18 protein-coding genes and 2 pseudogenes are annotated in these 21,204 nt (G+C 59.4%); 12 read left to right on the top strand and 8 right to left on the bottom strand.

The window, feature by feature from the left end; all coding sequences use genetic code 11:
- Nucleotides 1-654: 654 nt before the first annotated feature.
- The 5 genes from AC5ZGW_RS27695 to AC5ZGW_RS27675 all read right to left on the bottom strand — a co-directional run bounded on the left by AC5ZGW_RS27695 (nucleotide 655) and on the right by AC5ZGW_RS27675 (nucleotide 6,906).
- Nucleotides 655-2,751, bottom strand: a complete 2,097-nt coding sequence (locus AC5ZGW_RS27695; RefSeq protein ID WP_130225058.1) for an AAA family ATPase — start codon at nucleotides 2,749-2,751, stop codon at nucleotides 655-657.
- 653 nt (nucleotides 2,752-3,404) lie between these two features.
- Nucleotides 3,405-3,656 (bottom strand): hypothetical protein, encoded by a 252-nt coding sequence (locus AC5ZGW_RS27690; protein WP_130225059.1) that lies wholly within the window; start codon nucleotides 3,654-3,656, stop codon nucleotides 3,405-3,407.
- A 28-nt stretch (nucleotides 3,657-3,684) separates the two neighbouring features.
- Entirely contained in the window at nucleotides 3,685-5,052 is a 1,368-nt protein-coding gene (locus AC5ZGW_RS27685; RefSeq protein WP_165435131.1) for a T6SS phospholipase effector Tle1-like catalytic domain-containing protein, read from the bottom strand.
- Between the two features lie 169 nt (nucleotides 5,053-5,221).
- Entirely contained in the window at nucleotides 5,222-6,004 is a 783-nt protein-coding gene (locus tag AC5ZGW_RS27680; protein WP_130225061.1) for a tetratricopeptide repeat protein, read from the bottom strand.
- 164 nt (nucleotides 6,005-6,168) lie between these two features.
- The gene (locus AC5ZGW_RS27675) at nucleotides 6,169-6,906 is read right to left on the bottom strand and encodes an SIR2 family protein (protein WP_165435132.1); all 738 of its coding nucleotides are present in this window, start codon (nucleotides 6,904-6,906) and stop codon (nucleotides 6,169-6,171) included.
- A 647-nt stretch (nucleotides 6,907-7,553) separates the two neighbouring features.
- Here AC5ZGW_RS27675 and AC5ZGW_RS27670 point away from each other — a divergent pair.
- Together AC5ZGW_RS27670 and AC5ZGW_RS27665 are read left to right on the top strand one after the other, a co-directional pair.
- Nucleotides 7,554-7,733, top strand: coding sequence for a hypothetical protein (locus AC5ZGW_RS27670; RefSeq protein ID WP_130225124.1), 180 nt, complete (start codon nucleotides 7,554-7,556; stop codon nucleotides 7,731-7,733).
- Nucleotides 7,734-7,918: 185 nt separating this feature from the next.
- Nucleotides 7,919-8,092 (top strand): hypothetical protein, encoded by a 174-nt coding sequence (locus AC5ZGW_RS27665; RefSeq protein WP_165435133.1) that lies wholly within the window; start codon nucleotides 7,919-7,921, stop codon nucleotides 8,090-8,092.
- A 486-nt stretch (nucleotides 8,093-8,578) separates the two neighbouring features.
- Here the strand turns inward: AC5ZGW_RS27665 and AC5ZGW_RS27660 are convergent, their stop codons facing one another.
- Together AC5ZGW_RS27660 and AC5ZGW_RS27655 are read right to left on the bottom strand one after the other, a co-directional pair.
- Nucleotides 8,579-8,995, bottom strand: a complete 417-nt coding sequence (locus AC5ZGW_RS27660; protein WP_245474632.1) for a TSUP family transporter — start codon at nucleotides 8,993-8,995, stop codon at nucleotides 8,579-8,581.
- Nucleotides 8,986-9,309 (bottom strand): hypothetical protein, encoded by a 324-nt coding sequence (locus tag AC5ZGW_RS27655; RefSeq protein WP_245474633.1) that lies wholly within the window; start codon nucleotides 9,307-9,309, stop codon nucleotides 8,986-8,988. Before AC5ZGW_RS27655 ends, AC5ZGW_RS27660 begins: the two co-directional genes overlap by 10 nt.
- Between AC5ZGW_RS27655 and AC5ZGW_RS27650 the strand changes: the two genes are divergently transcribed.
- The 3 genes and pseudogenes from AC5ZGW_RS27650 to AC5ZGW_RS27640 all read left to right on the top strand — a co-directional run bounded on the left by AC5ZGW_RS27650 (nucleotide 9,294) and on the right by AC5ZGW_RS27640 (nucleotide 11,267).
- A complete protein-coding gene (locus AC5ZGW_RS27650; RefSeq protein ID WP_130225063.1) occupies nucleotides 9,294-9,479 on the top strand; it encodes a hypothetical protein in 186 nt (61 codons plus the stop codon). The genes AC5ZGW_RS27655 and AC5ZGW_RS27650 overlap by 16 nt on opposite strands.
- Before the next feature lie 658 nt (nucleotides 9,480-10,137).
- A pseudogene (locus tag AC5ZGW_RS27645) lies at nucleotides 10,138-10,278 on the top strand (hypothetical protein); the annotation flags it as partial.
- A gap of 116 nt (nucleotides 10,279-10,394) precedes the next feature.
- Nucleotides 10,395-11,267, top strand: a complete 873-nt coding sequence (locus AC5ZGW_RS27640) for a LysR substrate-binding domain-containing protein (protein WP_245474634.1) — start codon at nucleotides 10,395-10,397, stop codon at nucleotides 11,265-11,267.
- A gap of 391 nt (nucleotides 11,268-11,658) precedes the next feature.
- Here AC5ZGW_RS27640 and AC5ZGW_RS27635 read toward each other — a convergent pair whose 3' ends face one another.
- A complete protein-coding gene (locus AC5ZGW_RS27635) occupies nucleotides 11,659-12,717 on the bottom strand; it encodes a Cj0069 family protein (RefSeq protein ID WP_130225064.1) in 1,059 nt (352 codons plus the stop codon).
- Nucleotides 12,718-12,901: 184 nt separating this feature from the next.
- On the opposite strand from AC5ZGW_RS27635, the gene AC5ZGW_RS27630 reads away from it, so the two are divergent.
- The 7 genes and pseudogenes from AC5ZGW_RS27630 (at nucleotide 12,902) to AC5ZGW_RS27600 (ending at nucleotide 20,849) form a co-directional block, all read left to right on the top strand.
- The gene (locus AC5ZGW_RS27630) at nucleotides 12,902-13,180 is read left to right on the top strand and encodes a metal-sensing transcriptional repressor (protein ID WP_130225065.1); all 279 of its coding nucleotides are present in this window, start codon (nucleotides 12,902-12,904) and stop codon (nucleotides 13,178-13,180) included.
- Nucleotides 13,181-13,221: 41 nt separating this feature from the next.
- Complete coding sequence (locus tag AC5ZGW_RS27625; protein ID WP_165435134.1) at nucleotides 13,222-14,442, top strand: efflux RND transporter periplasmic adaptor subunit; 1,221 nt, start codon at nucleotides 13,222-13,224, stop codon at nucleotides 14,440-14,442.
- Nucleotides 14,443-14,445: 3 nt separating this feature from the next.
- Entirely contained in the window at nucleotides 14,446-17,685 is a 3,240-nt protein-coding gene (locus tag AC5ZGW_RS27620) for an efflux RND transporter permease subunit (protein ID WP_130225066.1), read from the top strand.
- A gap of 6 nt (nucleotides 17,686-17,691) precedes the next feature.
- A pseudogene (locus AC5ZGW_RS27615) lies at nucleotides 17,692-19,026 on the top strand (MFS transporter).
- 24 nt (nucleotides 19,027-19,050) lie between these two features.
- Nucleotides 19,051-19,746 carry a nickel/cobalt transporter gene (locus AC5ZGW_RS27610; RefSeq protein ID WP_130225067.1) on the top strand — a complete coding sequence of 232 codons (696 nt, stop codon included), beginning with the start codon at nucleotides 19,051-19,053 and terminating at the stop codon, nucleotides 19,744-19,746.
- A gap of 217 nt (nucleotides 19,747-19,963) precedes the next feature.
- On the top strand, nucleotides 19,964-20,389 hold the full coding sequence (locus AC5ZGW_RS27605; protein WP_165435135.1) for a cupin domain-containing protein: 426 nt from the start codon (nucleotides 19,964-19,966) through the stop codon (nucleotides 20,387-20,389).
- A 229-nt stretch (nucleotides 20,390-20,618) separates the two neighbouring features.
- Nucleotides 20,619-20,849 carry a heme-binding protein gene (locus AC5ZGW_RS27600; RefSeq protein WP_463327787.1) on the top strand — a complete coding sequence of 77 codons (231 nt, stop codon included), beginning with the start codon at nucleotides 20,619-20,621 and terminating at the stop codon, nucleotides 20,847-20,849.
- The last annotated feature ends 355 nt before the right edge of the window (nucleotides 20,850-21,204 follow it).

The raw sequence follows: 21,204 nt of genomic DNA, 5'->3' as shown, positions 1-21,204 counted from the left end.
AACAAAACGGGACGGAAGCACCTGCAGCATCAAGAAAAATCAACAACTTAGAAGATGCTCACTGCGTTCGGGACGCATGAGGCGGCCTCGATCAGATCGCAACTTGAACCAAATGTCGGTATCGGTGGTTGCGCCTCCGGGATTTCAACCTGCTCGGCGGTTGTTTGGGCGATGATCCGACTGAACACGCCATCGACACTGTTTGCTGTTGGATCGGCCCATTGAAGCCACCCATTCCCCCCAATGCGATCCACTCTTCGAGCTGCGTCCCTCGATCTCACTGGCGGCCGCGGCGCTCATTGATCGCCAAGACCGTCAGAAAATCGCGCACGCCTAGCACGCGCCAGTCCTGCGCTGATCGCCGTTCCATCTCCAGCGATATGTACCAATAGGTCTGGAATGGTGTTCGAGGTCTGCAAATTGCACAGCACCTCATGAACCTCACTCATCAACTTCCCCATTAAGGTGAACGGCGATTTTACTTGGTCACCGGGTGCGCAACTGGTGATATAGCTCGTAGTCCTAAAACACGCTCCCGATAGATTGGTGTCCACCATGGATCCACAGCTTCATAAAGCGCGTTTCAATTGCGGCAGTCGCGCTCTCCGGCACCATCGTCAAGCATGCGAACCTCAATGTAATGCTGGTTAAGGTCTATCGGATGGGCGGCAGCATGCGCACGCATTCATCAATGACGTACTCGGGTATGCTCTCAAACTTATGCGGGTTGAGCTGCATCACGTACTCATTCTCGATGTGGTACGACTCGTTAATAAATTTGCGGATCACGTCATCGTCGTGTTCGATGTTGAAAATCCGGAACAGCTGGATTTTCTCGTAGCCGACGTCCGTGGCCGCGAATTTTGCGCGGATGGCGTTCGCGTCGTTCACCTCGGCGACCAGCGCATCGTAGTTGAACCCTGGTAAGTGTTCTTCTCGGATGCTTTCCTCTGCTGCCTGTTTCTCCTCCAGGCTCATGTTCCGGTTTTCAGCTGCCGTCTGCAGCGTGGGAACGGCGCGGCCTTTGAACAGGCTTGCCAGCAGATTATATTCCAAGCCGACTTCATCACGTAGCTCATAGTCGCGCCGCAGATAAATGGCCTGCAGGATCGGATCCTGCAGCGTGGCAATATTCGCCCTGCAGACCCTGGCAAAGGTCTGGATGTCTTCCCTCGCGATCGGCACTTCTTTCACAATGCCCCCGCGCGAAGAAAGGAAAGATGCCGATGGTTTTGCCCCCTGAAACACGTCCTTGGTACTTTTGATAACATCGATGGCAGGCTCGATGTCATGGGTCAACAAAAGGGTGGTCCGCCCTCTCAGGCTTGCCTTGCCCTCGAACAGTTCGTGCAGGATGGCGAACTTCTTGTTCTTGTCGAACGACGATATGGGGTCGTCCAGCACCACCAGGTCCGGGTTTTCGCTCAGCACTTGGTGCATGAAAAGAACCAGGGCGAAGGCGTTCTTTTCGCCGTAGCTCAGGTGCTTCGACGCCGTTTCCAGGTGACCGGCCAGATCCCGGTGCACCAGCTTCATTTTGTAGGATTGCTCCTCCGGAACGATCTCGACAGCGTACTTGTAGCCGGCGGACTTCAGAAACGTGTTGATGCTGACCTGGTTGGCCTCTATCGCCTTTTTGATCTTGGCCTTGTGCTTGTTGACCTTTCCAGTCAGGTCGCCAACCTTCGTAAGCAGGTCTTCAAGTTGCGCGTTGACAGGGTCTGTGATGCTCCGGGTCTCTGGGGAATCGAGCTTGTCCATCAGCGCCAAGTCGATCTTCGGCGGGGTGATCTTCTCACTGATCTGGTCCACGTCCCGCAGGGAGAAAAAGGAGATAGCCCGGAGACCTTCCAGCTGGGTGATCATGCCGTCGATCTCAGCCTTAAGCCCCGTAAGGAAACTTACCTCGGCGGCGGTCAGGTCAATCTTGGTTTTGGTTACCCTCTGCAGGTTTTCGCGGCACTTCTCGCTGAAATACTTGCCAAGCCTTTCGATAACGGCTTTGAGCGTGTTGAGGTGACCGACAGCCGCGGCGTCGAATTCCTTCTCGACTGCGAGCGCGATGTCTTTCTGCCCCTCACCAACAAGGGGGGTGGCGCAATAGGGGCAATTGTCACCCAGCTTTAGATACTCGTTGCCCTTGATCTGCCAGCCAATCCACTTGGAGGGCTCCTGGCTCTTGATGAAGGTCTCGAAGGGCTTCAGCGCGTCGGGAATGTTCTCGGTCTTATTGCCGGTACCGAACGCCTTATGAATCTTGCTGCTCTTCGGAATGTTACCGGGCTTCGACTTGCCGAACGCATCCCGCAATTCCTTGAAGTCTGAAATGGTCTGTTCGATTTCCGCATTGTTGGTGAGCGTCTGCTTCACACCAGCTAGCAGAATGTCGATGGCCTCCATCGCCGCGACATAATCCGGCGTTTTGATGAAGATGTCGAAGCTGTTTTTAAGGACTTCGTCTTTCTGGAAAACGAATTGCTGAACGTAGTCATCGTCGAAGACAAGGGCGGACGCCATACCGTCAATACCCTCCACAGATGGCGACGGTGCATCGGCCTTGCCTCGGCTTTTGAATGGCATGAGGTCACCTAGAGTGCCGTCTCCACGAATTTGGCTGACAATGGCTTTTGCCAGAGTACTTTTGCCAAGGCCGTTGGGTCCATATTTGATGTTCAGCGTGCCTTTCAGCACGCTAATTTCGGCGCGATCCACGCGGTTGCAGTTACTGATGACTACGGTTAGTTGGGTCAACCCGCATCCTCCGAAGAAGGAGAGACTATGAACCTAAAGCTCTGATCTACACGTAGCAGGTAAGCTCAATCCCCAAGAAAACTCAAAGTTATCAGCGAAGTTAGGGCGTCTCGGACGTTTTCCCGCGGTTTGGCTGGCTGTGATTGCTGGCTTGTCCGCTTTGGGATGCGACTAGGGCCGCCCAAATGACAGAGTGAAGCGCTGCTGGCATTCAAAGCCTCATACGCGACGTCTGCGTAAGGTCAAAAAATGAGCCCTCGACCTACGGTTCGAATTTTATACCGCAGAACGCCGCCGCACGTCATCGATGCCGCTCTCTTGCGAATGCATCAGGTGCCCAACATGTCACGTCCAGGAGACCGGTCGGCTTCGCCGTCGGCCGATGCAGCGCTCCGTCACCATCTGGACGCACAACTCCAAGAACTCATCCAAATACGAGCGGCTCTTCGCCGAGAGTTTGCTATCGGGCCATTCCGACAAGGGTAAAACCTGTTGGGGATTCAATGCAGGTTTGAACACGTGTTTGTCGGAATGGCCATTGATTTTACTGGGAAATCATACGCCTCTTAATCAGCGGGTCCCAGGTTCGAGCCCTGGTGCGCCCACCATACAAATCAAGACCTTAGCGCGAGAAACCGTTTGAGAAGGCCGAACTAAAACGGTTTTTCAAACGGTGTTTTTGGCGGCAGGTCGGCGAGTCCACTCTCAGCATTGTGATCTGCGCTACTTGTCTCGGCGGAGGCCAAGGCAACTCGAATGTCGCCCGACAGAACCGCGTATCTGGGTAAGAGCCGTCCGACATGGCCGGCATTTTCCCACTTCTGTTCAATGTCGTCAGCGACGCATTGCGGCGGCTGCGCCGCGCTTCCATCGAAGTAGCGCTTGAAGTCAACGTGTACCCTCATGTTATCCGGCCGATAAGCCGCCATGCGGTCATAGAGAAGAACCGATCCCGCCTCGAAAACGCCGATAGACCGACTTGTGCATCGGTGATCTCGACTCCTCAGTCTCAGGATCAATGGGAAGGTCGCGAACCCCAGCCTTGAGGAAGCTACCCGCCTGCTCATTGTGTTGCGGGCCGGCGGGATCGGGTGACAGCCGTAGGACACTGCCGTCGTGTTTCAGGCCGCCCGGGATGAGCGAAGCTCCTGCGAGCAGCCAGTTCAGCGCGATATCGGACAAGCGAGCCTCGTTTTCCAGATAACCGCCGCCGACATCGGCATGCACGCCCGGAAACCAGACCTGCTCGAAATAGAGGTTGCCGTGCGCGTCGCGTACGTCCTGCTTCTCGACCGTCGGCGACCAGCCGACGCGCTTGAAGTCCGCGCGGTTCTCGTCGATCGAGATCGCATGCTTGGCATAGCCGACATTTGGATCCAGCGTCGTGTCGTAGAATTTGTGCTTCGGCGGGGCGAAATGCACGGTCCGGAGGCGCTTCAAGAACCCGTAGCCGGGCAAGGATGGCGCGATCTTGAGATAGTTCATGAGAAAAGCGATCAGGGCTGCGGCGACGCCGAGGTAACTCAGAATCCAAGCCCCCCATCCCGCCCATGGAAAGACCGGCTGAAGGAAGCCACCGAGCCAGTGCACCCCGATCAGCAGCGCAATGCCGGAGGTCACGAGCGCCGTGCCGAGATATTTGTGGCCGAGGGCGGCGACCGTGTCGAACACGCCGATGAAGTATGGAAAGACGTTCGCCCGCTCGGCGCCATTGATGGTGCTTGAGCTACCGTACTGCTGTCTGAATTGGGCGGCGATCGCGTCTCGAGTCTCCAACAAGAATTGCCGGTATCCAAGAATTTTGCGCGAGTAGGATGGGCAGAATTGATAGACATCCTTGACGGCATGCTCGGCCAGCTTGTGGACGCTCTTTGGATCGCGGCGCAGAGGCGAGCCATCCGGCATATGACGAGGGACACCGCAATAAGTCATAACGCCGGCAACTGATCGAATCGTGTAGGCTCCTCGGCTAAAACCGATCAGAAAGACGCGGTCGCCTTCCTCATAAAGGGCAATGATCGCGGCGTAGCAATCGACGATGTTTCGGGTGATCCCGAGGCCCGTCGCCATGCTGGCAAGGTTGTAGAGCCAGCGCATCCAGCCGATCTTGAAATGACCGCCATCCGACGCCGAACCGAGACCCGCATCGTAGAAGGCGACCTGTTCGGATGGTTCGACCTTCGTGTCCGGGCCGACGCGGCAGACGCGGTAGAGCTTGTAAACGTTCGTCCGCGCTTCGTCGAAATTGATGCCGCCGGCTTGGCCTGTGCCGTCGGAGAAGATCACAATATTCTTCGGCATTGCACACCATCCCCAAAAGTGCGCCAAAGGCCAATCCATATCACAGATTGCACGGGCCGAAATGTGAGCTTGCCCACTTGCGCACAGCGCGGGTGGTCACGTCCGCAACAATTATCGTCTACGCCGCGGGAGCTGAAGCTCAACCGCAAGCCTCTCGGCATCCGCTCCCTTATCTTGCTCCCTCGGATCGCAGAACGCGGCGCTCCAGATTGCGGCGCCGGCGCTTTTGTTCGGCGGACACGGCCGCGGCCTGCTTCAGATAAGCCGCCTTTTCCTTTCCCTTCAATTTCTTGGCGAATTCTAGGATTGTATAATACCAACTGTGATGCGCTGCTGTATCCGTCGGCTCAATCTCTGCAGCCCGGCGGTATTTCTCAAATGCCGCCTTATAGCTCCTGGCAGCGCCGGTCCTACGCGCGAGATCGGCAAGTGCGTGGCCCCAGCTCAGATAAACGCTGTAATAGTTTGGATTAGCCGCTCCCGCAGCTTGGAAATGCACCATCGACTTCTTGAACAGCACGAGGTCGTCCGTGATCCGCGCCAAATCATGTAATGCCTTGGCAAAATTATTGTGAACGACGTCTGGCGTTCGAGTGTGTCGGAGCGCCGCTTCGTAACGGCCAAATGCTTCTCTCAGTATCAAATTGTCGCTGCGGGGATATTCTGCGCGCGCCAGATCCGCCAACGCATTCGCCAAACTGTTGTGGGCGTCTGAAAATTGAGGATCTATTGCCAGTGCAGCCCGATATTTCACGACGGCGCGCTTGAGCAGCGCTTCCGCCGCCTTGGTCATCACTTCCGGCGCGCCATCCCGGGCTGCCAGAGACAGGTCGAACAGGACATTGCCCCAATTGTAGAGCGCGTCAGCTTCTGTGACCCGAATCTTCGCGGCGATGGCGAAATGCTCAGCGGCCTTCCGATAAACGTCACGATCATCGTCGATTTTCGCCATTGAGTGCGCACGATCGCCCAGAATCAGTTGGGACCAGCCGTAAGTGTCCCGTTCCCGTTTGGTCAGCTTCTTCAGCTGCCGGCCCCTAAACAAGGCGGCAACGCGCTCATGCTCGCCTGCGAGGAAATAGTATTCGGCAGATAGAGCTTGCTCCTGGCCAGCGATCAGGGCGTCGAGCTGGGGCCGTATGACGGCGGCGACATCAACCGGCTTTCGCGGAGCCCAGGCTCGTCGTCCAGATTGCTTCTCGGAGCTTTGTAGTCCTTCAGCATCCGAAACATAGATTTCAAATGCGAAAATGGCTGCGTTACGAAACGCGGGGGAAAGCATCCGAGCCTTTGAGCCAGCGTGACGAAAAAATCATCGGCATCCCAACCCCCCAAGAAGTGCGTGCCGCGTCCGGGGGTGAGGAGCCGTTTGGAGACATGGGCCGGCGGCGTCTTTCCATAGCCCACCCAATAGAGCCCATACTCAAATGTCCTGACATCGGCCAGAAGATCAAAAACCGGATCGTTCTCGCCGCTATAACCGACCACAATCCAAATCCGGCCTTTATGCGCATCCTCGAAAACAGGTTTCACATAGCGCCGATGTTTGTTCACCTCTTCACGCGTGTTGAGAAGCACAAAGCCATCACGCTGGCCATGGAGATGGAATATCGATTTTTCACTCACCTGGTCGGGATTGAAGAGATGCGATGCGGCGAAGTCATAAACCGCCGGGAATGAATTTATAAGTGAGCAGGCCCTAGAAACGAGAGGATCAAAATTGGTGGTAAGTACTCGATCGATAAAGCCGTGATCAATAAGTTGAGCGAGCGCGAGGTGAGCCCAATTGATTTTCGCATTGTCGATGTATCCGCCAATAAGGTCGCGCCGGACTCCCCGGTCGAGGCTGGCCATGCAGCTAGGATAGTCTTTCGTGGTCGCGCGCGCGTAGGCGGCAGGATATGAGGTCCTAATATGCTCGACCACGGCACCTGCCGACGGAATCCCCGCGCTGATCGAACAGCCAGCACCGAGTAGCACGGTGCATTTTCGCGTTGTGCCTGGTTTCGGCCGCAGCGCCTCTACAATGTCTTCTAACGTACGCGGGGTCATTGGAATCAAAATATTCTCATGTTGGGATTGAGTGTACCGCCACTCACAATTCTCTGCGTTTCAAAGGATCTGCCGACAACCCTTGCGCGGATAGAATGCGAGGAGTCTTGGAAGGCTGCCATAGGTCCGCTCGGCAATCTAATAGTTGGCATTGGTCCCCGCGCATCTCTTCTACTAGCAGTGTTACCAAGCATCGCAGGCCCACGGTAAAATTAGGATTTGGCCCTACATCGGTCAGATTACTTCAAGTTGTAATGTTGGCCCACCAGGAATTGCCGAAACAATTCGATAGATCGGGCAAATCGCCTTGCAATGCTGATGTCACCAGAGACTTCACTGATCGTACCAGCATATAGAGTCAGCTGATCGAGGGTTGCGCCTCAATGCGGCTGTGCTAGTACGCCCGCTCTCGAATCGAGGAGCTAAAAGTGGCGAATAAGGCAAAGAATATGGTTACGAAGAAGAAAACTGTGCGTCGCGAATACACAAAGGCTGACGTGAAAGAGCTGCGCGCGCATTCGAAAGCGAAGACGCCCGTTGCAAAAATCGCGAAGCTGACAAAGCGCTCCGAAGGCTCACTCCGCCAAAAGGCGCTCAAGCTTGGAATCCCTCTCGGTCACCAGCGCTAGAGGCGACATCATGCCGCTCTAAATACGGTGTTCTCGACCAGAACGTTGTTGCAAATCATCTGCGTTCCCGTCGCTGTTATCGCAATGAAGTTGTTGAGCGCTCACTATGACTTCAGCTGGACAACTGCAGTTGGCGGTTGAATAGAGGAGCACCCTGGAATGCTGAGCAGAAAAGGAGCCATCTAGTGGCGAGCTTTCACGCGGCGTTCAAGCGTACGGAAGTAATGGCGTTTTCAAAGCCGCAGGGCGAAGGAGGCCAGTCAAAAATCAAAGCGCGGGTGATTTCCTTATATCTGCGGCAGGCCTCGCACCAGAAACCAGGCCGTTATGAGCGGCAGACCATCAATAAGCTTCGTTGATTTTGCTGCATTTTCGTTTGAATTTGATCGCGTTCGTCGTGGTTTGTTCACGTCGTTTCTGGTGCGAAACTGGTGCGGTCAGTGAGCTTCGGTAGGCACTTTACGTCGCTGGCGACACAGTCGGTCCCATGATGGAGTGGACCGAGAGTTTAGGTTTTTCAATCTGTTAGTAGCCTCCGTGTGCACGACGTGTGCACTGAGAGATCAAGAAAAACCCATTGGGGGCAGGTGTAGGCAGTCGCTCTTTGGAAGTGGATGCGACGTCCGTGGAAGCCTGGGGTCTAGAGAGTTGGATCGTAAGGGCAAGGTGCACGCGAGGACTTCGGAGCTGATTGCTGCCATCGCGAGCAGCGATTTGTGTTCGGCCGTTCTCGAAAAGCAATGCAAATGACAAGCATCGATATCGGGGTTCGAGTTGCTCCACCGCTACTCAATTCCACGATTTCCTACGCCACTAGCGATTTCCCCCGCGTTGCTACGGGCCTCCTAGATCATCAGCGCGGCGCCCGATACGAGGAGCAGCGCCAGTACGATCTTGCGGAATATTGCCTCGTCGAGCCGGCCGAACAATTTCATGCCGAGCCAGATGCCAGCGAGAAGGGCCGGCAATCCAATCAGGAACAGCTTGATTGTCTCCGGACTCATGGTGCTCTTCGCGCCGATCCACAGCGCGCTCATAAAGAAAACTGCGACTGCCACCGGCTGGAATAACGTGCGCTGCACCTCCTTTGGCCAGCCGCGCAGTCCGCACCAGATGGTGACGAGAATGCCGGCGAGGCCGGTGATGCCGCCAAGCACGCCGTTGAGAGAGCCGACGCCGACATCCGCTACCGCGCCGCCGGCCTCGGCCGGAGGGATCGACGAACGGAGCAGGGCATAGAGGCAGTACGACACTAAGAACACGCCGACACCCGCGCGCACATGAGCAGGATTAGCCCAGGTGAGGACGCGACGCCTACGGGAACGCCGATGGCTGCGCCGACCATAAATGGCCAGAGCTTGTGGTGATCAAGCGACCGCCTCAGCTTCCAGACCCAATAGCCCTGAACGATGAGGCCATAGGCGATGATCAGGGTGGCCGTCTGCAGCGGCGAGAGAATGTTGAGCCAGATCGAGGCGACGATGAGCCGAAAGGCAAAGCCGGAGCGGCCGGCGATCAGCGCGCCGGCGAATGTGACGAGAATGAAGATCAGGAGTTCGCATGAAAATCCATCCATCTGCCCGGCGCCGGCAATCCTGGAAATCCCCGCAATATCGCTTGATATTTACCTTTATCGTGATCGATCACTTCGACTGTGCTGCGCGTTGTATGCGCGATGAAGACCCGCCGGGTCTTCGGATCGAATGCGGCTGGTCGAAGGCGCTGTCCGGAGCGCCTGTATTTTGATGATGAAGGCTCTTCAAGGGCATGGCGACCTGAAGTCGCTACGTCGCCGTGAGCGGGCAATCTGTCTGGAAGATTGAATGGAAGTCCCGTCCATGTGCAATCTCATCGAAAATCGAGCGTTGCACAGAGCTTGGACGGTTTGGCCGTCTGGTGGGGAGTCTGTGTTTCCCGTAGTAGATGTTCGGCCTTGCCCATCACAGGCTCGAGGTCCTGGAAGGTGTTGGCCACGTCCTTGTGGCTTAGCACGAGCCGTGTTGACAAACGTGCTTCGCGGAAAGCCGTAAACAGTGATTTCAGACATCGTTTCTCCTCCCAGGTCGCTCGCTTGCAGTCGATCGAGTTCGATCAGCGCCAGGTAAGACCGAGGTCGGCAAGGAGGTGTGGGGATCATCGGCCATCGCGCGCAGACCGGCGCACTGGTGCATCGGCTCGCTGCTGGCAAGCCAGCGGTCGAGCAGCGCCGGCCATGAATTTCGTTGACGATCCGCCATTGTCGCGCTGCGGCGACTCGCGCCAGAAAGTCGCTATTGGCAAAAGGCATTGACATTTAATAGCTCCAAATCCCATGATTTCGCAGTGCCGCATAGGCAAGGCGCAGTCCGCAAAGCATCCTTTCTCGGGCCTGCCCCAATTTTCCTCATGAACTCTTCTGGGTGGATTGGAATGCGCCGCATTTGCCGCGCTGAACGCACTGAAGGCCTTCGAAGCCGCGGCCCGACACGAGAGCTTTACGCGCCGCAGAAGAGCTGTGTCTCACTCAGGTGCGGTGAGCCATCAGGTGAAGGCGCTTGAAACAGGACTTGCGATTAAGCTCTTCAATCGTGAGCGGCAATGCCTGATCATCACCGAGGCGGGCCGGGACTATCTCGCTGTCGTGCGCGATGCGCTGGATCGTATCGCTGCGGGTACGAACGTTTGCTGCAGCGGCAGAGCGCAGGCGTTCTCACCGTCAGTACCTCGCCAGACTTTGCCGCCAAATGGCTGGTGCATTGGCTCCGTCATTTTGCGGAAGCGCATTCCGGCATCGATGTCCGCGTCTCGGTCACGATGCATCACGCCGATTTTGCCCGCGAGGAGGTCGACCTTGCGGCAGGCCACGGCGATGGCAATTGGCCGGGCCTCGATGCCGTAAGGCTCTGCTCGGAACGGCTCATTGCGGTGTGCAGTCCAAAGTTGCTGTCGGGCCGCCGCTACATTAGCGGGATCGCAGATATCCTGAAATTTCCCCTGATCCACCTGGACAGCCGATCCGACTGGGCGAATTGGCTGCGCGGCCTCGGCATACATGACGCCGATGTCACACACCGTCTCGTGCTCGATCGTGCGAGCATGGTTATTGATGCCGCGATCAACGGGCAGGGTATCGCCCTTGCTCGCACGACACTAGCGGCTTGGGATCTGATCAACGGTCGGCTGATGTTGCCTTTCCCGCAGTCCTTGCCGGTGTCGAAGACTTATTGGATCGTTTGCCCCAAGGTGACCGCGTCGCTGCCGAAGGTTGTCACTTTTCGTGAGTGGCTGCTCGCGGAGGCGTCGAACGACCTGCGCCAGTTCAAATCACTCGCCGGGACCTCGAAGGCGAGGCGGCGAAAAGGCCAACCGCCCGACTTGCGGCGAGAACCACAAGAATTAGCTCCTCTCTCGAACAAAAATTTGACCGAGCCGTTAGCCTCGGTCGAACGGAGGAGGAGAGACCATGCGCGTTCTTGCAGTAGCAATGGCAACATCGTTGTCCTTTGCTTTGGTTCCCGCATCTGCAGAAGAGTCCGGATTATCCAAGACGTATAAGGAGGGGCAGTCGGTTCCGGTGCAGCCAGACCGTACGCCACAACAATCGGACCAATCTCGCAACCAAGATAAGGCGCGTGGTGAGAACGTTCAGATCGACCGCGACTGGAAGGCTCAAGAAAATGTCAGCCGACCGGCTACCGACCACGAGGGATCTGCGGGCAAGACTGACATGGACCATCAAACAGTGGGTCGTGACTGGCGAGCGCATCCTGAACGTGACGAGAACCGCTGAAATCAGCAGTGAGCTTTATGAGAGCCGGACGTGATTGGCCTGCGTTGTAAGAGCCCGTGCTCACGATGTCCAAGGCCGCCATCTTTGCAACAACCTCGTGTCATCAGAGACTTCGCTCTTAGGCCGCGAACGGAAGTCGGCGCGGCAGCCGGATTCTTAAGTTCGCATAAGACGGTCTTTAACCGTCCGCGCGATCGTTGCCGGCGCCTCGTCGGGAATGGCAAAGCGTGAACTCACGTTGATTTCGCAGAGCACGTAGGTATCGCGGCCGGACTTGTCGCGCGAGCCATAGAGGAAATCCGCGTCCCAGATGACCGGGAGCGCCGTTCCGTCGATGCCGAGCGTTTCCAGCATTTGTGGTGTCCATTCGTCTTCCATCAATCGTCGCAGCGCCTGGAACGACGGGGCGTCGGGCCCGTGCATGATCCTTGGCCCGGGTTCCGCTTCCGGCGAGTCCAGGCCTTCCGGCGGCGGAGGTATCAAGGCCTTGATCAATTGATGCCCAAAGCCGGCGACCTTGGAGCCACTCATGTAGCAGCGGATCATCCCTTCCGGCAGGCGCGGCTGGAACGGTTGATCGATGATGCAGCCTCCCCACCCGAAATATGGTTCGCAGCGAACGATGAAGGCCTCCAGCGGTATGTCCTCAGGCAGGCTACCGCGTTGGGCGTGCAGCACCCGCACTGCGGCGTCAGTATCTGGCAGAGACTCGACCTTCCAAACGCCTTGGCCTGCATTGCCCCGGTTTTGTTTGAGCACGCGGGGACCGTTAGCCCGCAGGCGCGACGGGAATTCAGCACGGAAAGCCGCCGCGCTGTCGTAACGATGCGTGTCGCCGCCCCAACCGAGATCGCGCGTTCGGTAAAGCACCTCCTTGACCCCCATCTTCAGGATGACATCGGGATGTGCGCTCACCCAGGGGCCTCTTGCCGCAGCCTCCCGCAGCAACTCATCGAGCGCCGCGCGCGTCTTCCCTTCATGAATGGGATTGACCCAGACAAGGACTCCATCGACCTCAAGCAATTGGTCGCGAACCGCATCAGCGAACATTTCGTCGTAGATGACGGGGCGGGCCTCGACGCCAACTGAGGCTAGGGCCTCGAAGACGCGGACAAAGCGGCTGTTCTGCGGGGTTGCGTCCCGGCGTGCGGCAGCATCTCCGCGCGAGAGGATGGCGACGGTGTGTTGGAGAGAGGCGTTTCGTTCGGTGTCCATGCGCAAGCTCCACGACGGATCGCGTGTTGCGCAGAGCTTGGACCGAAAAGTCTGACGGGGAGTCTGCCTTTCCCCACGGAGAAGCTTACGCGACTTTAGACACTCGTTGCAAGTTGCCGATTGCCGCCCTTGTAGGGATTGGGGGTCTGGCGATGATCCCCTCCAGGGGGATAGGGTATGGGGCATGGCAAACGAGCACGTCCACGAAACCCACCCCGAGATCGTCAAGCGGCTGCGACGCGCCGAGGGACATCTGCACCGGGTGATCGAGATGTTCAGCGAAGGCCGGTCCTGCCTCGATCTCGCCCAGCAGCTACACGCGGTCGAGAAGGCGATCGGCGAGGCCAAGCGGACCCTGATCCACGATCATGTCGATCACTGCCTGGATGCCGCCGCGACTGGATCCGCGAAATCGACCAAGAGCGTGGTGGCCGAGTTCAAGGCCATCTCAAAATATCTTTAACGCGATGCATCCGTTTTCTTCGCGCCGGATCAGAGACTTCGATGGCTAATGGCTCCTTCATTGCAGTCGTCGCCTTTCTGGCAGGCGGTGCCTTCGTAGCACTGATGCCGGACGTTTCGACCAGGCTGCAGCGCACCGTCGGTATAGCGCCGGGCAATGCCCCGACGCAGGCGAACGGCACGTCTGGACAGGCCGCGCCGAAGATACCCGTCGTTGCCATGGACGACGATCGGATCAAGCTGGCGCACATCGACTTGGCAACGGTCGGTCCCGGCATGGTCGCAAAACGCCTGGCCGTACCGGGGACGGCGATTCCCGATGCGGGCCGCGTGTCCCATGTTTCGGTGAAGCTGTCGGGGACAGTGGCCGAGTTGCGCAAGAATATCGGTGATGACGTCACCAAGGGTGACGTGCTTGCCGTTCTTGAAAGCCGCGAAGTGGCGGACGCCAAGAGCGAGTATCTCTCCGCCCGTCTTGCCAACGAGTTGCAGCAGGACCTCACCTCACGCGACAAGTCGCTGTGGGAAGGGCGGGCCGTTCCGGAGCAGCAGTACATCAAGTCGCGCAATGCCGCCGCGCAGACCGAGATGCGCCTCAACATCGCTCGCCAGAAGTTGCTCGCATTGGGCGTGGAGGCGGACGAAATCGCCGGCCTGCCGCAATCCCCAGACGCATCGTTGCGCAGCCAGAACGTCCGCGCCCCGGTTTCGGGGCGGCTTGCCGAGCGCAAGGTCGAGCTTGGCGCAGCGGTGGGGCGCGACAACCTCGAGACCGAGTTGTTTGTCATTGTCGATCTCAGCCGCGTCTGGGTCGAGCTGTCTGTCTCTTCCGCCGACCTGCCGCAGGTCAGGGAGGGTCAGTCGGTGCGCGTCTCGGCGCGCGGATTGCCGGAGACGGCAACGGGCAAGATCGTGTTCGTCAGCCCACTGCTTGACAAGGAAACCAGGACCGCCCGTGTCGTGGCGGCGCTGGACAATACGAATGGATATTGGCGTCCGGGATCGTTCGTCACGGCCGCGATCGCACTGAGCGAGCGTGACGTCGGCGTCGTCGTGCCCGCAACCGCGATCCAGAATGTGGATGGCGGAAAGGCGATCTTCGTCCGCAACAAGGACGGGTTCGAAAAGCGCAGTGTCGTGCTTGGCGAGCAGGACGGGCAGTCCGTCGAAATTGTCTCCGGTATCGCTGCCGGCGAGACCATTGCCGTCTCGAACACGTTCTCGCTCAAGGCAGAATTCGCCAAACCTCGCGACGAGGACTAGGCGATGATCCCGTGGATCGTCGATTTCTCCGTTCGCCGGCGCTGGCTCGTTGTGCTGGTCACGCTGGCGGCTGCCGCTTCCGGCTTCTTGTCGCTGACCAAATTGCCGATCGACGCCGTCCCTGACGTCACCAACGTCCAGGTCCAGGTCAATGCGGTCGCGCCGGCGCTGACCCCGGTCGAGATCGAGAAGCAGGTCACGGTGGCCCTGGAAACAGCCTTGGCCGGCACGCCGGGCCTGGAGTCAACCCGGTCGTTTTCGCGCAACGGCTTCGCGCAGATCACCGCCGTGTTCGCCGACCGCACCGACATCTATTTTGCCCGCCAGCAGATCGCCGAGCGCATCAACGAGGCGAAGATCAACCTTCCACCCCGGGTCGATGTCCGGATGGGTCCGATCTCTACCGGCCTCGGCGAGATCTATTGGTGGGCGGTGGAGTATGAAAAGCCGGGCGCGACCACACCGGTGGAGGACGGCAAGCCCGGCTGGCAGAGCGACGGCAGCTACCTTACGCCCGAAGGCGAGCGGCTGACGAACGATTTTCGGCGCACGGTCTATCTCCGCACGGTCCAAGATTGGATCATCCGCCCGCAGATGCGGACCGTTCCCGGGGTCGCTGGCGCGGATGCGATCGGCGGTTTCGTGAAACAGTTCCAGGTGCAGCCCGATCCGGTCCGGCTGGCAGCCTATGGGCTGTCGTTCACCCAAGTGATCGACGCCATCGAGGCGAACAACATCAGCCGCGGCGCCAATTTCATCGAGCAGAACGGCGAAGGTGTCGTCGTCCGGGCCAGCGGGCGGGTGGAAAATCTCGATGATATCGGCCGGATCGTGGTGACCACCCGGGGCGGCGTGCCGGTCCGCGTCTCCGATATCGCCGATGTCGCAATCGGCAAGGAGCTGCGTACCGGCAGCGCGAGCGTCGACGGCCGCGAGGTGGTGCTCGGCACTGCGCTGATGCTGATCGGGGGCAACAGCCGCACGGTGGCCGCTGCGGCCGACCGCAAGATCAAGGAGATCAGCCGGACGCTGCCGCCGGGCATCCATGCCCGAACGGTGCTCAACCGAACTCAACTGGTCGACGCCACGATCCAGACGGTTGCGACCAACCTGGCCGAAGGCGCGCTGCTGGTGATCGCCGTGTTGTTCCTGATGCTCGGCAATTTCCGCGCGGCACTGATCACAGCCTGCGTGATTCCGCTGACGATGCTGTTGACGGCGACCGGCATGCTGCAGGGACGGCTCAGCGCCAACCTGATGAGCCTCGGCGCGCTCGATTTCGGCCTGATCGTCGATGGCGCCGTCATCATCACGGAGAACAGCCTGCGGCATCTCGCGGAACGGCAGCGCGAGCTTGGGCGCGGCCTGTCATTGCCTGAGCGGCTGGAAACGGTCACGGCGTCCGCAACCGAGATGATCCGGCCCACCGTCTATGGCCAGCTCATCATCATCCTGGTCTACGTCCCGCTTCTCACCTTCACCGGCGTCGAAGGCAAGACGTTCGAGCCGATGGCGCTCACGGTCATGATCGCGCTCGCGGCTGCATTCGTGCTGTCGCTGACCTTCGTCCCGGCGGCGATCGCGATCACCATCTCAAAGCCGGTGCGGGAGCAGGAGAATGCCATCATCCGCGCGCTGAAATCCGTCTATGCACCGCTGCTCTCCCGCACCGCCCGCGCGCCGCTGCCAGCGATCGGGCTGGCGTTGCTCCTGATCCTCGGGGCGGGTGCGCTGTTCACCCGGCTCGGTCAGGAATTCACACCGACGCTGGACGAAAAGAACATCGTGATGGAGGTCAAGCGGGTGCCCAGCACCTCGCTGGCGCAGGCACAGGCGATGCAGCTCCTGATCGAGCAGTCGGTCAGCAAGTTTCCGCAAGTCGCGTTCGTGTTTTCACGAACCGGCACGCCGGACCTTGCCGCCGATCCGATGCCACCAAGCGCCTCCGACACCTACATCATCGTCAAGCCGCAGAGCGAGTGGCCGGATCCGTCGATGTCCAAGGACGATCTCATCAAGGAGATCGAAGCCGAGGCGAGCAAATTGCCGGGCAACAAGCTCGGCTTCTCGCAGCCGATCGAGATGCGCTTCAACGAATTGATCGCTGGCGTGCGCGAGGACCTCGCCGTCAAGGTCTTCGGCGACGATTTTGCCGAAATGCAGCGGACGGCCGGGAGCATCGCCAACGTTCTGCGCCGTATCGAGGGTGCCCAGAACGTCAAGGTCGAGGAGACGACCGGCCTGCCGTTCCTGGAGATCAGGATCGACAAGGCCGAGATCGCCCGCCGCGGACTCAACCTCGCCACCGTCCAGGACCTGATCGGAACCGCCATTGGCGGCCGGGTCGCCGGCCTCGTGTTCGAGGGGGATCGCCGTTTCCAGATCGTGGTTCGCCTGAACGATGCACTGCGCTCCGATGTCTCCACGCTGGAAAACCTGCCGGTGCCGCTGCCGCATGCCAATCCCAATGCGCCGGCAGCCTCCATTCCACTCCGAACGCTCGCGTCGTTCGAATTGACCGAGGGCGCCAACCAGATCAGCCGGGAGAACGGCAAGCGGCGCGTGGTCGCAACCGCCGAGGTGCGCGGGCGGGATATCGGCTCGCTGGTGGCCGAAGCGCAGGCCAAGGTCGCCGAGCAGGTGAGGCTCGCGCCGGGCACCTATCTGACCTGGGGCGGCCAGTTCGAGAATTTCTCGGTTGCCCGGCAGCGCCTCTTGTTCGTCGTGCCGGGCTGCTTTGCGCTGATCTTCCTGTTGCTGCTGGGAGCACTCGGATCGGCACGCGACGCCCTGCTGGTGTTCAGCGCCGTGCCTCTGGCCTTGACTGGCGGCATCGCCGCGCTGTGGCTCCGCGGCATGCCATTCTCGATCTCGGCCGCTGTCGGTTTCATTGCGCTGTCCGGCGTTGCCGTCTTGAACGGGCTTGTGATGCTGAGCCAGATCCGCAAGCTGATCGGCGACGGCGTGGATACACGGACTGCGATCCAGGACGGCGCATTGACCCGGTTCCGACCGGTCATCATGACTGCTCTGGTTGCGTCGCTTGGTTTTGTGCCGATGGCGCTGGCCACCGGCACCGGTGCGGAAGTGCAGCGGCCGCTCGCCACTGTCGTGATCGGGGGGCTGCTCACGGCGACATTGCTGACCTTGCTCGTGCTGCCCGCGCTGTATGCCTATTTCGCGCCGCGGCACTCGCAACTAGAGACAGAACACCATTTCGTGCCGAGACGGGCAGCGGAATAGCCTGCCATGCTGTCCGTCCTCGCCAACCGGACCTACCGCCATCTGTTCGCCGCGCAGGTCATCGCCCTGATCGGCACCGGCCTGATGACGGTGGCGCTCGGACTCTTGGCCTTCAAGATTGCCGGCGAGAAGGCGGGCGCGGTGCTGGGAACCGCGCTTGCGATCAAGATGATCGCCTATGTCGGCATCGCGGCGATCGCGGGAAGCCTCGCCGGCTATGTGCCGCGTCGGCCGTTTTTGGTCGCCATGGACCTGCTGCGGGCTTCGGTCGCGGTCGCGCTGCCGTTCGTCACCGAGGTCTGGCAGGTCTACGTGCTGATCTTCCTGCTGCAATCCGCATCCGCGGCCTTCACCCCGACCTTCCAGGCAACCATTCCGGACGTGCTGCCGGAGGAGCGCGACTACACGCGCGCCCTGTCGCTTTCGCGCCTGGCCTATGATCTCGAGAACCTGCTCAGCCCGACGCTGGCGGCGGCGCTGCTGACGGTCATCTCGTTCAACAATCTATTTGCCGGCACAGTGATCGGCTTTCTGTGTTCCGCGCTGTTGGTGGTGTCCGTGCGGCTGCCTTCGACACAAGCCAAGGCTGAAGCGGGCCAGTCGTTCTACGAAAACACCACGAAAGGCGTCCGGATCTACCTGGCGACGCCGCGCCTGCGCGGGCTACTCGCCCTGAACCTGTCGGTTGCCGCGGCGGGCGCCATGGTCATCGTCAATACCGTGGTGCTGGTCCGCGGAGTGCTGAGGCGGCCCGACAACGATGTCGCCATCGCGCTCGCCTGTTTTGGCGGCGGCTCGATGCTGGCTGCACTGTTGCTGCCGAAAGTGCTCGACCGGTTGCCGGATCGCGCCGTGATGCTTTCCGCCGCCGCCCTGCTCACCCTCCTGCTGCTGGGACTGACGGCTGTTCTCCCCACCGGGCACGATCAGATCTGGCCGGCTCTGCTCGTGGGATAGACATTGATGGGAATTGGCTACAGCGCGGTTCAGACCCCGACCGGGCGGTTGTTGAGGCGCTCGGCACAGCCTTCCGACCGCCCGGCGGTGTTCGCGGCGCAGTTTGCGCTCTCCCATGCCTGCTGGCTGCTCACCTACCCCGTGGCCGGCTGGCTCGGCAATTGGGCAGGCCTGTCTATCACGGCGTTCGTGCTCGCGGCGATCACGCTCGCGGGCGTGGTCGTAGCGCGAATGCAGTGGCCGGCCGACGACCCGGAAGTGGTCGAGCACGATCATCCTGGCCTTGCGCTGGACGATCCCCATTTGCAGGGCGCGCCTATGAAACGCCATGCTCACTTGTTCGTCATCGACGAGCATCACCGGCGCTGGCCCAACGATGCCTGAGCAAATCCAAAGCGGGCGGGTTCATTGATCGCGGCGTTCGATTCGATCTTCGAGGCGCAGCGCGCGCTCTATGCGAACGCAGCGCAGGCGCTGAACGCGCTGCAGGCCAACGGAGCCGGTGCGCTGCCGTCGCTGGCCGCAGCGGCCTTCGCCTTCGGCATGTTGCACGCCCTGCTGCCCGGCCACGGCAAATCGGTGCTCGCCTCCTATTATGCGGCAGATGGCCGCTGGCGAAGCGCCCTCGGCTCAAGCCTGCTGCTGATCCTCACACATGTCGGCTCGGCCGTCGTCCTGGTGCTGTCCGGCTATGCCGTCCTCAAACACACGATTGGCGGCGCCGGTCGTGCGCCAGCCCTGGAGCAGGCCAGCCAAATCCTGATCGTGTTGATCGGACTCTGGCTCTTGTGGCGCGCGTTTCGTCCCGAACCTCATCGCCATGACCGCTCCGCGCCGCTGCTTGCGATAGCAACCGGCCTCATTCCATGCCCGCTTACCACCTTCATCATGACCTATGCAGCAGCCCATGGTGCGGTCAAATGGGGCTTGCTGCTATCGGCCGTTTTCGCCGCCGGCATGACCCTCACGGTTGCGCTCTTTCCATTGGCGGCGGTGTTCGCTCGGACATGGCTTCTGCGCCTCGTTGAGCGCACGGAGACGATCCGTAACTGTGCCGCATCGGGACTGGAAGCCTTCGCGGGCATCGCGGTGATCGGCCTTTAATGTCGAACTGGTGAGCTTCGGCTCTCCCATGAAGCGACATGCTAAAGAACCGCACATAATCCTCTATCGGCAATGCCAAATCACGCGCAAGGTCCAAGGCCTGGCGGAATTGGTTCCCGGAATTTCCGCCCGAGCACGGGGTTCATTGGGTATCCGAAGCGGATAGGCAACACGAGGGACAGCAACCGCCGAGAAACTCGAGAGGCAGGAGATGAAAATGATCCGCCGTGAAATGCTTTACCTTGCTGGAGCGGCAGCAGCGCTTCCATACATGCCAACGATCGCCTGGGCACAGACGCAGACAGCGCCCAAGCTCACCCAGATACTCCGAAAAGACCTCGAAAGTCAGGGCGAAACCGTCCAGGAGACGATCGTCAGTGTCGTCGACTTCGCACCCGGCACGGCTGCTCCATGGCACAAGCATCCCGGTGCGCAGGAGTTACTTCATGTGTTCGAAGGAAGCCTTGTCGTGGAAGTCGAAGGAGCAGCCGCGACTCGGCTCAATGCCGGAGAAGCAGGAATCATCGCGGCCGATCTCGTCCATCTCGCCCGCAATGAAAGTACCAGCGCAAGCGTCAAGGCATTGGTCGTGCACAGCAGAGCGGCCAGGGACAAGCCGCTGATTGTCGTCGTGAGAAACTGAAGCGACGCTGGGAAGGCGATAGGGCAAGCGCATAATTCAAGAACCGCTTTGGAGGTCCGCACCACGCTTCGAAACATGGCGATTAGGCTTTCACGCATATGTTGCTACAACTGCACGCATCATCTGCCCCTCGAGCGAGATGTGGTCATGATTACGAGAAGTCTAATTGGCGCGTTATTTCTTCTTGCTAGTTTCGCCTAGGCACGTGCCTAGGATTCATTAAGAATCGCTGGCACTCAGCATAGCCCTGGAACTGGCGCAAGCCGCGCTCGCAGACTGCCAAAAGCGCGACTATCAGGTGGCGGTCGCGGTCGTCGACCGATTCGGCGTCGTCCAGGTGGTGCTGCGTGATCGTTGTGCGGGACCTCACATGCCGCCGACGCTTCAGCCAAGGTCTGGACGGCGGCGACCTTCCGCAGCAGCACGAGCGATTTTTTCGCTATCAGTCAGCACGGAATGACGTCACCCCAGTAGTGCCGAAGGCGCGACTTGTGCCAATTAATATCCTAACACGACGCTTCACAATTGCCGACATAGGCTCGAGACGCAGCATTCCAAGTTAACGTACGCCTACAATTTCTCGTCAATTGGATTTCCAGAAACGTAAATGTAAATTTAGTTGAGAAGATCACGTTGGATTGCAATGTTTGATCTTCACGTCGGGGCCTGCAGACCCCCGGCATACCAAGACGGTTCTCCGTCCAAGTTCTGCTCACTGCTCGTGGTCGTGTGACCTCGTGCGTTGGGCGTTTGGACCGAAACATGAGCTGCATTTCTCCAAAATGTGTCAGTAGCGTTTGTTGCTGCCGTCGAGG

Source organism: Bradyrhizobium sp. Crot121, from assembly GCF_059512385.1.
Note: the sequence above shows the minus strand (reverse complement) of the source record. Positions and strands in the feature narration are given on the sequence as shown.